This is a genomic window from Mesorhizobium sp. M0514 (assembly GCF_040321145.1).
In the GTDB taxonomy this organism is placed as follows: Bacteria; Pseudomonadota; Alphaproteobacteria; order Rhizobiales; family Rhizobiaceae; genus Mesorhizobium.
The window spans coordinates 17,779-33,126 of the sequence record NZ_JAMYQZ010000030.1; the positions used below are offsets into that span (position 1 = coordinate 17,779).

Annotated in this window: 12 protein-coding genes; all 12 read left to right on the forward strand. The window is 64.1% G+C overall.

Features of this window, described 5'->3' with window-relative positions; all coding sequences use genetic code 11:
* The first annotated feature begins 8 nt into the window (after window positions 1–8).
* The 12 genes from NKI61_RS14685 to ftsA all read left to right on the forward strand — a co-directional run bounded on the left by NKI61_RS14685 (window position 9) and on the right by ftsA (window position 15,290).
* A complete protein-coding gene (locus NKI61_RS14685) occupies window positions 9–1,733 on the forward strand; it encodes a peptidoglycan D,D-transpeptidase FtsI family protein (protein ID WP_023746917.1) in 1,725 nt (574 codons plus the stop codon).
* Between the two features lie 54 nt (window positions 1,734–1,787).
* Complete coding sequence (locus NKI61_RS14690) at window positions 1,788–3,242, forward strand: UDP-N-acetylmuramoyl-L-alanyl-D-glutamate--2,6-diaminopimelate ligase (protein ID WP_023746916.1); 1,455 nt, start codon at window positions 1,788–1,790, stop codon at window positions 3,240–3,242.
* Complete coding sequence (locus tag NKI61_RS14695) at window positions 3,239–4,672, forward strand: UDP-N-acetylmuramoylalanyl-D-glutamyl-2,6-diaminopimelate--D-alanyl-D-alanine ligase (protein ID WP_023746915.1); 1,434 nt, start codon at window positions 3,239–3,241, stop codon at window positions 4,670–4,672. Before NKI61_RS14690 ends, NKI61_RS14695 begins: the two co-directional genes overlap by 4 nt.
* A gap of 18 nt (window positions 4,673–4,690) precedes the next feature.
* Window positions 4,691–5,773 carry a phospho-N-acetylmuramoyl-pentapeptide-transferase gene (gene mraY / locus NKI61_RS14700; protein WP_023668273.1) on the forward strand — a complete coding sequence of 361 codons (1,083 nt, stop codon included), beginning with the start codon at window positions 4,691–4,693 and terminating at the stop codon, window positions 5,771–5,773.
* 8 nt (window positions 5,774–5,781) lie between these two features.
* The gene (gene murD, locus NKI61_RS14705; RefSeq protein ID WP_023733073.1) at window positions 5,782–7,182 is read left to right on the forward strand and encodes a UDP-N-acetylmuramoyl-L-alanine--D-glutamate ligase; all 1,401 of its coding nucleotides are present in this window, start codon (window positions 5,782–5,784) and stop codon (window positions 7,180–7,182) included.
* Window positions 7,182–8,333 carry a putative lipid II flippase FtsW gene (ftsW, locus tag NKI61_RS14710; RefSeq protein WP_023668275.1) on the forward strand — a complete coding sequence of 384 codons (1,152 nt, stop codon included), beginning with the start codon at window positions 7,182–7,184 and terminating at the stop codon, window positions 8,331–8,333. Before murD ends, ftsW begins: the two co-directional genes overlap by 1 nt.
* Window position 8,334: 1 nt before the next feature.
* Entirely contained in the window at window positions 8,335–9,459 is a 1,125-nt protein-coding gene (murG, locus tag NKI61_RS14715; protein ID WP_023733072.1) for an undecaprenyldiphospho-muramoylpentapeptide beta-N-acetylglucosaminyltransferase, read from the forward strand.
* Entirely contained in the window at window positions 9,459–10,865 is a 1,407-nt protein-coding gene (gene murC, locus NKI61_RS14720) for a UDP-N-acetylmuramate--L-alanine ligase (RefSeq protein ID WP_023668277.1), read from the forward strand. Before murG ends, murC begins: the two co-directional genes overlap by 1 nt.
* The gene (murB, locus tag NKI61_RS14725; RefSeq protein ID WP_031238034.1) at window positions 10,862–11,827 is read left to right on the forward strand and encodes a UDP-N-acetylmuramate dehydrogenase; all 966 of its coding nucleotides are present in this window, start codon (window positions 10,862–10,864) and stop codon (window positions 11,825–11,827) included. Before murC ends, murB begins: the two co-directional genes overlap by 4 nt.
* Window positions 11,828–12,130: 303 nt before the next feature.
* Window positions 12,131–13,057, forward strand: a complete 927-nt coding sequence (locus tag NKI61_RS14730) for a D-alanine--D-alanine ligase (RefSeq protein WP_023668279.1) — start codon at window positions 12,131–12,133, stop codon at window positions 13,055–13,057.
* Window positions 13,045–13,986: a cell division protein FtsQ/DivIB gene (locus NKI61_RS14735; protein WP_023688033.1), complete on the forward strand. Its 942-nt coding sequence runs from the start codon at window positions 13,045–13,047 to the stop codon at window positions 13,984–13,986. The genes NKI61_RS14730 and NKI61_RS14735 overlap by 13 nt, the downstream gene beginning before the upstream one ends.
* A complete protein-coding gene (ftsA, locus tag NKI61_RS14740) occupies window positions 13,983–15,290 on the forward strand; it encodes a cell division protein FtsA (protein WP_023697016.1) in 1,308 nt (435 codons plus the stop codon). The genes NKI61_RS14735 and ftsA overlap by 4 nt, the downstream gene beginning before the upstream one ends.
* The last annotated feature ends 58 nt before the right edge of the window (window positions 15,291–15,348 follow it).

Below are 15,348 nucleotides of genomic sequence, written 5' to 3' on the forward strand. Positions count from 1 at the left end.
GATTTCCAATGCGCGCCAAACTTCCGTCGGTCGGCAAATTGCTGAAGCGCCGCGCACGGACCGGCGAGGACGGCTCCATCGTGGTCGAAGGCGCGCGCAAGGCGACCGGCGGCAAGGCCAAGACCCGCATCGTGATGACGATGGCGGTGTTCTTCGGCATTTATTCGACCATCGCCGGGCGGCTGGTCTATCTCGGTTTCCAGTCCCCCGACATGTCGAATGGGCCGCAAAGCCGGGTGACGGCGTCGCGTCCCGACATCGTCGACCGCAACGGCGAGGTGCTGGCGACCGACATCAAGACGGCATCGCTGTTTGCCGAGCCGCGCCGCGTCGTCGATGCCGACGAGGCGATCGAAAAGCTGTCGACCATTCTGCCAGATATCGACCCCGAGCAGACCTATCACAAGCTGAAAAGCGGCGCCGGCTTCGTCTGGCTGCAGCGGCAGCTGACGCCCAAGCAGCAGGCCGACATCATGCAGCTCGGCATTCCCGGAATCGGCTTTCGCACCGAAAAGCGCCGCTTCTATCCTGCCGGCGTGACCTCGTCCTACATTGTCGGCCTCACCAACATCGACAATCAGGGCATCTCCGGCATGGAGAAGTACATTGACGAGCAGGGCCTGAGCGACCTGCAGGCCTCAGGCTTGGCGATCGCCAAGGACCTGAAGCCGGTTCAGCTGTCGATCGACCTGCGCGTCCAGCATGTGGTGCGCGACGAGATTGCCGCCGGCCTCGAGCGCTATCGCGCCATGGGCGCCGGCGCCGTCGTGCTCAACATCAAGACCGGCGAAGTGGTGGCGATGGCCTCGGTGCCGGATTTCGATCCGAACAATCCCTTCAATGCGCAGGACAAGGATCGGCTGAACCGCATGTCGGCCGGCCTCTACGAGATGGGATCGACCTTCAAGAGCTTCACCTCGGCCATGGCACTCGATTCCGGCAAAGCGAATATGAACAGCCGTTTCGACGCCTCGCACCCAATCCGGGTCGGCCATCAGGCCATCCACGATTTCCACGGCAAGAACCGCGTGCTGTCATTGCCGGAGGTGTTCCTTTACTCCTCCAATATCGGATCGGCCCGTGAGGCCGAAATGGTCGGCATCGAGGGGCACCGCGAATTCCTGCATCGTCTTGGCCTTCTGGACAGGATGCAGACCGAACTGCCTGAAGTCGCCCGCCCGACCGAACCGAAGGTCTGGAAGCAGGTTAACTCCTTCACCATCGCCTTCGGCCATGGCGTGTCGACGACGCCGCTGCAGGCGGCCGTCGGCTGCGCGGCGCTGATGCAGGGCTACCTGATCCCGCCGACTTTCCTGGTCCGCAGCGAGCAGGATGCCATGGCGGTGGCCAAGAGAGTGGTCAGCGAAAAGACTGTGGAGGGCATGCGCTACCTCTATACGCTCAATGCCGAGAAGGGCTCGGCCAGAAACGCCAGGGCCCCCGGCTACCGCGTTGGCGGCAAGACCGGAACCGCCGAGAAGGTGATCAATGGCCGCTACTCGAAGGAACTGAATTTCAACACCTTCGTCGCTGCCTTCCCGATGGACGATCCGCAATATCTGGTGTTTACGATCGCTGACGCTCCGCACCCGGAAAAGCCCGGGATGACCGACGTTGCCGCCAACAATGCGGGTGTCATGGCCGGAAACATCATCAGGCGGGCAGCCGCCATGCTTGGCGTGAAGCCAGATTTCAGCCATGAAAATGGCGCAACGCTGGTTTCCTATCAGTGATTCTTAGGGCGCGCCGGCAACTGCGCGCCATTTTGTTGAGATAAACGGGGTTCGATGCACCTGAGAGATTTAGCCGGTGTCCTGCCTGTCGAGGGAACATCTTCCCGCGATGTGGAGGTAACCGGGATTTCGTCGGATTCCCGCACGGTCAAGACCGGCGTGGTCTTTTTCGCGCTCGCCGGCAGCAAGGCGGATGGTTCGGCCTATGCCGCCGATGCGGCAAAGCGCGGCGCAGCGGCGGTTGTCGTGGGCAAGGCCAGCGCCGTTTCCGGCCTGTCCGTCCCGGTGCTCAGCGTCGACGACCCACGCCTGGCGCTGGCGCTGAGCGCGGCACGTTTCTTCGGCAGCCAGCCGGAGACCATGGTCGCGGTTACCGGCACCGCAGGCAAGACCTCGGTCGCCGCCTTCACCAGGCAGATCTGGGAGCAGGCCGGCTTTGCCGCCGCGTCCATCGGCACCACCGGCGTGGTGGCGCCGGGCCGCAACGATTACGGTTCGTTGACCACACCCGATCCAGTGGCTTTGCACCAGTTGCTCAAGGAATTGGCGGAGGCCGGCGTCACACACGCCTCGATGGAGGCTTCCAGCCATGGTCTCGACCAGCGCCGTCTCGATGGCGTCAAGCTCGCCGCGGGCGGTTTCACCAATCTCGGCCGCGACCATATGGACTATCATCCGACGGTCGAGGACTATCATCGCGCCAAATTGCGCCTGTTCGACACGCTGCTGCCGAAAGGCGCGCCGGCGGTCATCTTTGCCGACGATCCGTGGTCGGCGCCGACCATCCAGGCTGCGCAGGCCGCGGGGCTCAATGTGCTGACTGTCGGCCGCCATGGCGATTTCCTGCGCCTGAAGCGGGTCGAGCACGAGCGCCACCGCCAGCGCGCCGAGGTCGAAGCCGACGGCGTGCTCTACGAGATCGACCTGCCGCTCGCCGGCGACTTCCAGATCGCCAACGCCCTGGTTTCGGCCGGGCTGGCCATTTCCACTGGAACGCCGGTCGCCAAAGCTTTGATGGCATTAGAGAAACTTCAGGGGGCACCGGGACGGCTCGACCTTGTCGGCGCCACCGCCAATGGCGCGCCCGTCTATGTCGACTATGCCCACAAGCCGGATGCGCTGGAAAATGTGCTGGCCGCCGTGCGCCCGTTCACCACCGGCCGCGTCATCGTCGTGTTCGGCTGCGGCGGCGACCGCGACCGGGGCAAGCGGCCGATCATGGGCGAGATCGCCACGCGGCTCGCCGATGTCGTCATCGTCACCGACGACAATCCGCGCTCGGAAGTGCCGGAAACGATTCGTGCCGCGATCCTGGCAGCCGCACCCGGCGCCATTGAAATCGGCGACCGCCGCAAGGCGATCCACGAAGCGGTCGCCATGCTCAAAGCGGGCGATACGCTGATCGTTGCCGGCAAGGGCCATGAAGAGGGCCAGACCATCGGCGCCGAGACGTTTCCGTTCTCCGACCACGAAGAAGTCCGCTCGGCGCTGCGGGAGCGGGCCGCATGAGCGTGCTCTGGACTTCCGAGGCGCTGGTCGACGCCATGGGCGGTCGGCCGCTTGGGCCGATGCCGGAGGGAATTTCGGGGATCTCGATCGACAGCCGCAGCCTGCAGCCGGGCGACGCCTTCTTCGCCATCAAGGGCGAGGCGATGGACGGCCATGACTTCGCGACCGCGGCGATCAAGGCCGGCGCCGGCGTTCTGGTCGTCGCCGAAGGCAAATTGCCGTCGCTTGGGCGGCTGACGGCGCCGATGATCGTCGTGCAGGATGTGCTGGCAGCACTGGAGAAACTCGGTGTTGCCGCCCGCGCCCGTTCCAACGCAAAAATCATCGCGGTGACCGGATCGGCCGGCAAGACCACCACCAAGGAGGCGCTGCGTCATGTGCTGTCGGCCGTCGGCACGGTGCATGCTTCGGCGCAGTCCTTCAACAATCATTGGGGCGTGCCGCTGACGCTGGCGCGCATGCCGGATGATTGCAACTATGCTGTGTTCGAGATCGGCATGAACCATCCCGGCGAGATCCGGCCGTTGGTCAAGATGGTCCGGCCGCATGTCGCCATCGTCACGATGATTGCCGCGGCGCATCTCGGCTTCTTCAGAAATCTCGACGAGATCGCCAAGGCCAAGGCCGAGATTTTCGAAGGCATCGAGCCCGGCGGTGCGGCCTTGCTCAACCGCGACGATGCGCGCTGGAAGCTGCTCGACAAGATGGCGCGGGCCGCCGGCGTCGAACATGTCTTTGGCTTCGGTGAGAACGCCCGCTCGACCTACAAGCTCACCAAATGCGAGCTGCATGCTGATCATTCCGACATTGCCGCCAGGATCGGCGGGCAGGATGTCGTTGCCCGGATCGGCGCGCCCGGCCGCCACATGGTACAGAATGTGCTCGCCGTTCTTGGCGCGGCGTATCTCGTTGAAGCTGACATCGCAAAGGTGGCAGAAGCGCTGGCCGATCTCTCTGCGGAGCGTGGCCGCGGCAAGCGCCATGTGCTGCGCCATCCCAAGGGACCGATCACACTGATCGACGAGAGCTACAACGCCAATCCGGCCTCGATGGCTGCTGCCATGGCGCTGCTCAATGCGACGCCTGTCACGGGCGAGGGCCGGCGCATCGCCGTGCTCGGCGACATGCTCGAACTCGGCGACCATTCGGCCAAGCTGCATGCAGCCCTGGCCGAGTTGATCGTCGGGACCGGCACGCACACGGTCTTTCTCGGCGGCCCGGAAATGCGGGCGCTGGCAGACATCCTGCCCGACGAGATCAAAACGGAATACCGCGCCGGCGCCGAGGAATTGAAGCCGCTGCTGCTGTCGACGCTGGAGGCCGGCGACGTGGTGATGATCAAATCGTCGAAAGGCATCGGCTTTTCAAAGCTGGTCGAGGCCTTGCTCGGCAAATATCCGGCGGAAGCCGCAGGCACGAAACAGAACTAGTCCGGGGAACGGAATCGTATGTTTACATTGCTCGTCGATTTTGCGGACAAGGTCTCGGTCTTCAATGTCTTCCGCTACATTACCTTCCGCACCGGCGGTGCGCTGATCACCTCGGCGTTGATCGTCTTCATCTTCGGGCCGACCATCATCAATTCGCTGAGGCTGCGGCAAGGCAAGGGCCAGCCGATCCGTGCCGATGGCCCGCAGACGCATTTCAAGAAGGCCGGCACGCCGACCATGGGCGGGCTGATGATCCTGTGCGGCATCGTCGGCTCGTCGCTTCTATGGGCGAACCTCTCCTCGATCTATGTCTGGGTGGTGCTCTTGGTGACGCTGGGCTTCGGTTCGATCGGCTTTTACGACGACTATCTCAAGGTAACCAAGCAGTCGCATCTCGGCTTTTCCGGCAAGGCGCGGCTGGCGTTGGAATTCGTCATCGCCGGCATCGCCGCCTGGGCGATCATGCATAATGGCCAGGCGCCGTTCTCGTCGTCGCTGACCTTCCCCTTCGCCAAGGAATTCATCATCAATCTCGGCTGGTTCTTCGTGCCGTTCTCCTGCTTCGTCATCGTCGGCGCCGGCAATGCGGTGAATTTGACCGATGGCCTCGACGGGCTGGCGATCGTGCCGATCATGATTGCGGCGGCATCCTTCGGCGTCATCGCCTACCTCTCCGGCAATGCGGTGTTCGCCGAATACCTGCAGATCCATTTCGTGCCCGGCACCGGCGAGCTGGCCGTCGTGCTCGGCGCCGTCATCGGCGCCGGCCTCGGCTTCCTCTGGTTCAACGCGCCACCGGCGGCGATCTTCATGGGCGACACCGGTTCGCTGGCCATGGGCGGCCTGATCGGCACGGTCGCGGTCGCTACCAAGCACGAGATCGTGCTGGTCATCGTCGGCGGATTGTTTGTCGTGGAAATCCTGTCGGTCATCATCCAGGTCGGCTACTTCAAGATGACCGGCAAGCGCGTGTTCCTGATGGCGCCGATCCATCATCATTTCGAAAAGCTCGGCTGGACCGAAAGCCAGGTGGTGATCCGCTTCTGGATCATCGCCGTCATCCTGGCGCTGGTCGGCCTGTCGACCCTCAAGCTGAGATAGGAACCCGCTTGATTCCCGCCGCATCCTTTTCGGGCAAACGCGTTTCGCTCTTCGGGCTCGGTGGCTCGGGGATCGCCACGGCGCGCGCGCTGATCGAGGGCGGCGCCGACGTGTTGGCGTGGGACGACAATCCCGATAGCGTCGCCAAGGCCGCTGACCAAGGCATTGCGACCGCCGATCTGCGCGGCGCCGACTGGTCGAAATTCTCGGCCTTCGTGCTCTCGCCCGGCGTGCCGCTGACGCATCCCAAGCCGCACTGGACGGTGGAGTTGGCGCGTGGTTCCGGCGTCGAGGTGATCGGCGATATCGAATTGTTCTGCCGCGAGCGGATTGCGCGCGCGCCTGATGCGCCGTTCATCGCTATCACCGGCACCAACGGCAAGTCGACGACCACGGCGCTGACCGCGCATATCCTCAAATCGGCAGGGCGCGACACGCAGATGGGCGGCAATATCGGCCGGGCCATCATGACGCTCGATCCACCGCAGGCTGACCGGGACTATGTCGTCGAGTGTTCGTCCTACCAGATCGATCTCGCGCCCTCGATCAACCCGACGGCCGGCATCCTGCTCAACCTGACGCCCGACCATCTCGACCGCCACGGCACCATGCAGCATTACGCTTCGATCAAGGAGCGGCTGGTTGCCGGCAGCGAGACGGCGATCGTCGGCGTTGACGATTCCTGGTGCGCGCAAATCGCCGACCGGCTGGAGAGGGCGGGCCGGGAGGTGATCCGCATCTCCAAGCGGCTGCCGCTGACCGACGGTTATTTCGCAGACGGTTCCGATCTGATGGAAGCCGTCCATGGCCGCTACAGCCGCGTCGCCTTCCTCGAAGGCATCGGTTCGTTGCGCGGCCAGCACAATGCGCAGAACGCGCTTGCCGCTGTTGCCGCCTGCCTCAGGGTCGGCTTGAGCCTGGGCGAGATCCAGGCGGGACTGGAGAGCTTTCCAGGCCTCGCGCATCGCATGGAGCAGGTCGGACGCAAGGACCACGTGCTGTTCGTCAACGATTCCAAGGCGACCAATGCCGATGCGGCGGCACCCGCGCTGTCGAGTTTTTCGCGCATTTACTGGATCGCCGGCGGACTGCCCAAGGAAGGCGGCATCGAGCCGCTGCGCGGTTTTTTCCCACGCATCGCCAAGGCCTATCTGATCGGCGAGGCGGCGCCCGCGTTCTCGGCGACGCTCGGCGAAGCCGTGCCCTATGAAATCTCGGGCACCCTGGCCGCCGCGGTCGACCATGCCGCGAAAGACGCGGCCAAGGATGACAGCGGCGAGGCGGTGGTGCTGCTGTCGCCGGCCTGCGCCAGTTTCGACCAGTTCAAGAATTTCGAAGTTCGCGGCGAAGCCTTCAGGCAAGCTGCGAATGCTATCGAGGGTGTCAAACCCATCGGAGGGGCACGATAATGCAAAGCCGTCTCGACAAAAGCCCGGTTGCAACCTGGTGGTGGACGATCGATCGCTGGTTCCTGGCGGCGTTCCTGTCGCTGATGGGGCTTGGCATCGTCTTGTCCTTTGCGGCAAGCCCGGCGGTGGCCGAACGCATCGGCCTCGATAGTTTCCACTTTGCCACCAGGCAGATCATCTTCACCGTGCCGGCGCTCGGCGTGATGCTGGCAGTGTCCTTCCTGGAATCGCGGCAGATCCGGCGCATGGCGCTGATCATCCTGGGCATCATGCTGGTGCTGATGGTGGCCGTGCTCTATATCGGCGTCGAGGTGAAAGGCGCTCGGCGCTGGGTGTCGTTTGTCGGCATGTCGATCCAGCCGTCGGAATTCCTGAAACCCGCCTTCGTCATCGTCTGCGCCTGGCTGTTCGCCGAACACAAGCGCCAGCCCGACATCCCGGGCAATTTGTTTGCCATGCTGCTGCTGATCCTGGTCATCTCGCTTCTGGTGGCGCAGCCCGATCTCGGCCAGACCATGCTGGTGACCGGCACCTGGGGCGTCATGTTCTTCATGGCCGGCCTGCCATGGCTATGGATCATCGCGCTTGGCGCCACCGGCGCCGGCGGCCTATTTGCCGCCTATACGGTGTTCCCGCACGTCGCCGCCCGCATCGACAAATTCCTGACCGGCGAAGGCGACACGTTCCAGGTCGACATGGGCCGCGAGGCGCTGATCAACGGCCACTGGTTCGGCGTCGGCCCGGGCGAGGGCACGGTCAAGCGCGTCATCCCCGACGCGCATGCCGACTTCGTCTTTTCGGTCGCCGGCGAAGAGTTCGGGCTGATCATGTGCTTCTTCATCATGTCGATCTTCGCCTTCATCGTGCTGCGCGGCCTCAGCACGGCGCTGAAGGAACATGATGATTTCACCCGCTACGCCGTCGGCGGTCTCGTCACCGTGTTCGGCCTGCAGTCGGTCATCAACATGTGCGTCAACCTGCAGCTGATGCCGGCCAAGGGCATGACGCTGCCTTTCATCTCCTATGGCGGCTCCTCGCAGATCGCCATTGCCATCTCGATGGGCATGGTGCTGGCGCTGACCCGCAAGCGACCGGAAAAGCGCAAGCAGATGGGCTTTGCCCTGTCGCAGCGCGCCCTGCCGGCGGAGTGATATGGCGCGGGGTGTGATCCTTCTCGCGGCTGGCGGAACCGGTGGACATCTGTTTCCGGCCGAGGCGCTGGCGCATGAGCTGATCGAGCGCGGCTGGGGCGTGCATCTGGCGACCGACGACCGCGCCGAGCGCTTTGCCGGCCATTTCCCGGCCGCCGCCATCCATCCGATCCAGTCGGCGACGATGGGCTCGAAAAACCCTGTCGCGCTGCTTGGCGCGTTCTGGAAGATCTGGCGCGGCGTGCGCCAGGCCTCCGCCGTCATCGCCAGGATCAAGCCTGATGCGGTCGTCGGCTTTGGCGGTTATCCGACCTTGCCGCCGCTCTATGCCGCGACGCGGCGCAAGCTGCCGACGCTGATCCATGAGCAGAACGCAGTGATGGGCCGCGCCAACCGGGCGCTGTCCGGGCGCGTCGATGCCATTGCCGGCGGCTTCCTGCCGCAAGATGAAAGCGCCACAGGCGCCAAGACTGTGACGACCGGCAATCCGGTCAGGCCGCCAATCCTGGAGGCGGCAAAGACGCCCTATAAGGCGTCCCAAGGGGCGGATCCGTTCAGGCTCCTGGTGTTCGGCGGCAGCCAGGGCGCGCAGTTCTTTTCCGATGCCATGCCGGCGGCGATCGCACTTCTGCCGGAGGCGCAGCGCAAGCGGCTGGTGATCACCCAGCAGGCCCGCGCCGACGACGTGGCGCGGGTGAAGGCTGGCTATGCGGCACTCGGCGTCCATGTCGAGGTCTCGCCCTTCTTCACCGATATGGCACAGCGCATGGGCGCGGCGCATCTGGTGATCTCGCGCTCCGGCGCCTCGACGGTTTCGGAGATCGCCGTCATCGGCCGGCCGGCGCTGCTGGTGCCTTATCCCTATGCGCTGGATCACGATCAGGCGGCGAACGCAGCCGCCCTTGCCGCGGCGGGCGGCGGCGAGGTGCATCCGCAATCGTCACTGTCGCCGGAGCGCATCGCGGCTCTCATTGGCGGGCTGATGGACACTCCCGAGCGGCTGACGGCCATGGCTGCCGGAGCGAAGTCGGCTGGCCGGCCGAACGCGGCACGGTTGCTCGCTGATCTCACAGAGGCTATTGCGTCCAGAAAAACCGTTTCGGATTTCAGGAAAGGGACGCATTGATGAAGATGCCGCAGACCATCGGCCTTGTGCATTTCATCGGCATTGGCGGCATCGGCATGAGCGGCATCGCCGAGGTTCTGCACAATCTCGGCTACAAGGTGCAGGGTTCGGACCAGGCCGACAGCGCCAATGTCCAGCGGCTGCGCGACAAGGGCATCGAATGCTTTGTCGGCCACAAGGCCGAGAATATCGGCGCGGCCGAAGTGGTGGTCGTCTCCACCGCGATCAAGAAATCCAATCCCGAGCTGAAGGCCGCGCGGGAGAAGTTGCTCCCAATTGTCCGCCGGGCCGAGATGCTGGCCGAACTGATGCGCTTCCGCCAGGCGGTCGCGATCGGTGGCACGCATGGCAAGACAACAACCACGTCGATGGTGGCGACGCTGCTCGATGCCGGCGGGCTCGACCCGACGGTGATCAATGGCGGCATCATCAATGCCTATGGCACCAATGCCCGTATGGGCGATGGCGAGTGGATGGTGGTCGAAGCCGACGAAAGCGACGGCACCTTCCTCAAGCTGCCGGCCGAGATCGCCGTCGTCACCAACATCGATCCCGAGCATCTGGACCATTATGGCAGTTTCGACAAGGTGCGCGAGGCGTTCCGGCAATTCGTCGAGAACGTGCCGTTCTACGGTTTTGGCGTGATGTGCACCGACCATCCGGAAGTACAGGCGCTGGTCAGCCGCATCGAGGACCGCCGCGTCATCACCTATGGCGAGAACGCGCAGGCCGATGTGCGTTTCACCAACCACCGCATGGCCGGTGCCGTCTCGGCATTCGACGTGGTGATCCGCGACCGCAAGACCGGCGGCCAGACGACGATATCTGATCTGCGGCTGCCGATGCCCGGCCGCCACAACGTCTCCAACGCCACCGCCGCAATCGCGGTCGCGCATGAACTCGGCCTGTCGGCCGAAGCGATCAAGAAAGGGCTGTCGTCCTTTGCCGGCGTCAAGCGGCGCTTCACCCACACCGGCTCGTGGAACGGCGTCGACATCTTCGACGATTACGGCCACCACCCGGTCGAGATCACGGCGGTGTTGAAAGCGGCGCGCAGCGCCACCAAGGGCCGCGTCATCGCCATTGCGCAGCCGCACCGCTTCACCCGGCTGCACGATCTGTTCGACGAGTTTTCGGTCTGTTTCAACGATGCCGACACGGTGATGGTGGCGCCGGTCTATGCGGCGGGCGAGGAGCCGATCGACGGCGTGACCTCGGAGGCGCTGGTGTCGCGCATCCGCTCCGGCGGCCATCGCGATGCGCGCTACGTCGAAACCCCTGCCGCGATTTCGCCCGTCATTCGCGCGTTGGCGAAACCGGGCGACTTCGTCATCTTCCTGGGCGCCGGCAACATCACCCAATGGGCCTATGCGCTGCCTGGGGAACTCGGCGGTACCGTCTCATGATGCGCGGCCAGGACCTGCTCGACAAACTTGGCGACCGGCTTGCCGGCCTGCGCGGCCGCATCACGCCCAATGCCGAGATGGACAAGATCACCTGGTTCCGCGCCGGCGGTCTGGCGGACGCCCTGTTCCAGCCGGCCGACGAGGAGGATCTGGCTGCCTTCCTGCGCGCCGTGCCGGAGGACATCCCGCTCACCATCGTCGGTATCGGCTCCAACCTCCTGGTGCGCGACGGCGGCATTCCGGGTTTCGTCATCCGGCTTTCGGCAAAGGGCTTTGGCGAGGCCGAGGTGGTTTCGCCGACCGTCATCAAGGCCGGTGCTGCGACGCCCGACAAGCGCGTCGCGGCCGTCGCTTATGAGGCCGGTATTGGCGGCTTTCATTTCTATCACGGCATTCCCGGCGCCATCGGCGGGGCGCTGAGGATGAATGCCGGCGCCAATGGCGTCGAGACGCGGGAACGTGTCGTCGAGGTGCGGGCGCTCGACCGCAAGGGCAATCTCCACACACTCAGCAATGAAGACATGGGCTATGCCTATCGTCACTCGGCCGCACCTGCCGGGCTGATCTTCACCTCCGCCGTTTTCGAAGGTGTTCTGGAAGACCCAGAGGCGATCAAGGCGGCCATGGACGCCGTCCAGACGCATCGCGAGACGGTGCAGCCGATCCGCGAGAAGACCGGCGGCTCAACCTTCAAGAATCCGGAAGGCACCTCGGCCTGGAAGGAAATCGACAAGGCGGGCTGCCGCGGTTTGATGATCGGCGGCGCGCAGATGTCGCCGATGCACTGCAACTTCATGATCAACACCGGAACAGCGACCGGTTACGATCTCGAATATCTCGGCGAGACGGTGCGCGCTCGCGTGCTTGAAAAATCGGGCATCCGCCTGCAGTGGGAAATCAAGCGCCTCGGCAATTTCCGCCCCGGCCATGCCGTGCAGGAATTCCTCGGACAGCTTCTTTAGCGCAAGCTGAAGTTCATGTGATGCTTGAACTTCAAAGGTCTGAAACAACAGCGCCACCGTTGCTCCAAAGACTCACAACACGCTTTTTCCGGCCGTTTTCGCGGAAAGTGAATCTGTCGGAATCATAAGCACTTGCCAGCGAATCAACTCTCTGATTCTCTGCCTTAAAGCGTTTCCTGATTTGAGTCGTTCGACGCGTCGACCGCGTTTTCCGTCTGGGGGGGGCAACCTGCCGGGAGACTCGGACTCAATCTGGTCGCTGAATGCGTGGTTGCGGGCCCGCCGTGAGAGGGATGACGGGATATGAAGAACAAGCATGTGGCTGTCCTCCTGGGCGGATTCTCGTCCGAGCGGCCCGTGTCTCTGTCTTCGGGAAAGGCGTGTGCGGATGCGCTTGAGAATGAAGGCTACCAGGTTACCCGCGTCGATGTTGCGCGCGATGTCGGCGCCGTGCTCACCGAACTTAAGCCCGATGTCGTCTTCAACGCACTGCACGGCCCGTTCGGTGAAGACGGCACCATCCAGGGCATCCTCGAATATCTGGCCATTCCCTACACCCATTCGGGCGTGCTCGCCTCGGCGCTCGCCATGAACAAGGAGCAAGCCAAGAAGGTCGCCAAGGCTGCCGGCATCGCGGTGGCGGAATCGAAGGTTGCCAGCCGCTTTGCCATCCAGAACAAGCATCCGATGAAGCCGCCCTACGTGGTCAAGCCGGTCAATGAAGGCTCAAGCTTCGGCGTTGTCATCGTGCATGAAGGGCAGTCGCATCCGCCGCAGGTCATCGGCTCGTCCGAATGGAAATATGGCGAGACCGTCATGGTCGAGCGCTACATCCATGGGCGCGAGCTGACCTGCGCCGTCATGGGCGACGTGGCGCTCGGCGTCTGCGAGATCATTCCGACCGGCCATTCCTTCTACGACTATGATTCAAAATACGTCGCCGGCGGATCAAAACACGAAATCCCTGCTAAAATTTCATCAAATATTTACCAAAAAATACAGACACTGGCGCTCAAGGCACATCTGGCTATCGGCTGCCGGGGCGTTTCCCGATCGGACTTCCGCTATGACGACCGTCACTCCGAAAACGGCGAGATTGTCTGGCTCGAGATCAACACTCAGCCGGGCATGACGCCGACGTCTTTGGTGCCTGAAATCGCCGCCCAGGCCGGGCACTCGTTTGGCGAATTGTTGAGTTGGATGGTGGAGGACGCTTCGTGTCTGCGTTGAAATGGGGGCAGGACAAGGGCAGGGGCGGCGCCGGGCCGGCGCTGTTCGGCATGCCGTTGTCGTTCGACCATTTCGTGCTGCCGCGCGTGCTGCGCCGGCCGGTGCGCGTGCTGGCGCGCCTGGGCGGCGGCGACTTCGTCGCGCCGCGCTTTTCCGCGGCCATCCTGTCGGCTTCGCTCATTGCATCAAGCAGCCTCTATGGCGCCATTCTCGGCGGTCATGCCGACGACATCGTCCAGAGCATCACCGCCCGGACCGGCTTTGCCGTCGACCAGATCAAGGTGGTCGGCAACCGCCAGACTTCGGAGATCGACATACTGGACCGGCTCGAGCTCGACGGCTGGACGTCACTGATCGGCTTCGATGCCGAGGCCGCGCGTGAACGTATTGATACCTTGCCCTGGGTCGAAGTGGCGGCGGTGCGCAAGGTCTATCCACATACGCTGGAAGTGCGTGTCGAGGAGCGCGAGCCCTTCGCGCTCTGGCAGCAGGGCGCGGAGCTTTCGGTCATCGAACGCTCCGGCGCGGTGATCGCGCCGTTCTCCGGCGGCAAGCAGGCGCTGCTGCCGCTGATCATCGGCACCGGCGCGCCGGCCAAGGCCCCCGACTTCGTGGCCAAGATCAACAAATTTCCCGAGCTCGCGGCTCGGGTCAAAGGCTATATCCGCATCGGCGAACGGCGCTGGGACCTTAAGCTGGAAAACGGCATCACGATCAAGCTGCCCGAGGATGGCGAGGATCAGGCGATCGCCGATCTGGTTCGGATGGACCACGACAACGGGCTTCTGACGCGGGACATCGCCGCCGTCGACATGCGCATCTCCGATCGCCTGGTGGTGCAGCTGACGCCGGAAGCGGCGACGCAGCGCCAGGCCGCGCTCAATGAAAAGCCGCAAAATCTGAAGCGCAAGTCGGGGACGAAGATATGAGCTGGCTTGGCGGCAACAGCGATGCCTCTTCGCGGCGTTCCGGCACGCTCACCGTGCTGGATGTCGGCTCAAGCAAGGTTTGCTGCGTGGTGGCGAAACTGAAGCCGCGCGAGGACGGCAAGCTGTTGCGCGGCCGCTCGCACCGCATCCAGGTGATCGGCATCGGCCACCAGAAATCGCACGGCGTGAAGTCGGGCGTGGTCGTCGATCTCGACCGCGCGGAGCACGCCATTCGCCTGTCCGTCGACGCAGCCGAACGCATGGCGGGACTGACCGTGGATTCGCTGATCGTCAACATGACGGCCGGCCGGCTGAAGAGCGAAACCTATTCGGCCACCATCAATCTCGGTGGCCATCAGGCCGACGAAGCCGACATCAAGCGCGTGCTTGCCGCCGGCGCCAAGCAGGCGCTCAAGGCCGAACGCGACGTGATCCATTCGCTGCCCGTCGGCTTTTCGCTGGACGCCGAGCGCGGCGTGCGCGATCCGCGCGGCATGGTCGGCGACCAGCTCGGCGTCGATATGCATGTGCTGACGGGCGATGCCGCGCCGCTGCGCAATCTGGAGCTCTGCATCAACCGCTCGCATCTTTCGGTCGAGCGCATGGTGGCGACGCCCTATGCCAGCGGGCTTGCGGCCCTGGTCGACGACGAACTGGAAATGGGTGCGGCCTGCATCGACATGGGCGGCGGCACGACGACCATCTCGGTGTTTTCGGAAGGCAAATTCGTCCACGCCGATGCCATTGCCATCGGCGGCAATCATGTGACGCTCGATATGGCCAAGGGCCTGTCGACCTCGCTCGACGCCGCGGAGCGGCTGAAGGTGATGCATGGTTCGGCGCTGCCTGGCAGTGCCGACGATCGCGACCTGGTCTCGATCCAGCCGATCGGCGAAGACGGCGAGATGCCGCTGCAGATCCCGCGCTCGGTGATGACGCGCGTCATCCGCGCCCGCATCGACGAGACGCTGGAACTGTTGCGCGACCGGCTGAACAAGTCGGGCTACGGCAATGCCGTGGGAAAACGCGTCGTGCTGACCGGCGGCGCCAGCCAGCTTGCGGGTCTCCCCGAGGCGGCGCGCCGCATTCTGGGACGCAATGTGCGCATCGGACGCCCGCTCGGCGTGGCGGGCCTGCCGGAAGCTGCCAAGGGGCCGGCTTTCTCGACGGCGGTCGGGCTGCTGATCTATCCGCAGATGGCGAGCTTCGAGAGCCATCCGGCGAAAGGAATTTCCGGTCTCAGGATGACCGGGACGGGCGGAAAACTGCATCGCATGAGTCAGTGGTTGAGAGACAGTTTCTAATTGACGGGGACAGCCCCATAGGCGGCCGCGGCGGCGAAGCGGCGGGAAAGGCAAAGGA

What these genes read in the sequence shown, in the direction of transcription:
- NKI61_RS14685 (WP_023746917.1), top strand. Translation starts at nt 9, where the DNA reads ATGCGCGCCAAACTTCCGTCGGTCGGCAAATTGCTGAAGCGCCGCGCA.
- NKI61_RS14695 (WP_023746915.1), top strand. Translation starts at nt 3,239, where the DNA reads ATGAGCGTGCTCTGGACTTCCGAGGCGCTGGTCGACGCCATGGGCGGT.
- murG (WP_023733072.1), top strand. Translation starts at nt 8,335, where the DNA reads ATGGCGCGGGGTGTGATCCTTCTCGCGGCTGGCGGAACCGGTGGACAT.
- murB (WP_031238034.1), top strand. Translation starts at nt 10,862, where the DNA reads ATGATGCGCGGCCAGGACCTGCTCGACAAACTTGGCGACCGGCTTGCC.
- mraY (WP_023668273.1), top strand. Translation starts at nt 4,691, where the DNA reads ATGTTTACATTGCTCGTCGATTTTGCGGACAAGGTCTCGGTCTTCAAT.
- NKI61_RS14690 (WP_023746916.1), top strand. Translation starts at nt 1,788, where the DNA reads ATGCACCTGAGAGATTTAGCCGGTGTCCTGCCTGTCGAGGGAACATCT.
- ftsW (WP_023668275.1), top strand. Translation starts at nt 7,182, where the DNA reads ATGCAAAGCCGTCTCGACAAAAGCCCGGTTGCAACCTGGTGGTGGACG.
- murC (WP_023668277.1), top strand. Translation starts at nt 9,459, where the DNA reads ATGAAGATGCCGCAGACCATCGGCCTTGTGCATTTCATCGGCATTGGC.
- ftsA (WP_023697016.1), top strand. Translation starts at nt 13,983, where the DNA reads ATGAGCTGGCTTGGCGGCAACAGCGATGCCTCTTCGCGGCGTTCCGGC.
- NKI61_RS14730 (WP_023668279.1), top strand. Translation starts at nt 12,131, where the DNA reads ATGAAGAACAAGCATGTGGCTGTCCTCCTGGGCGGATTCTCGTCCGAG.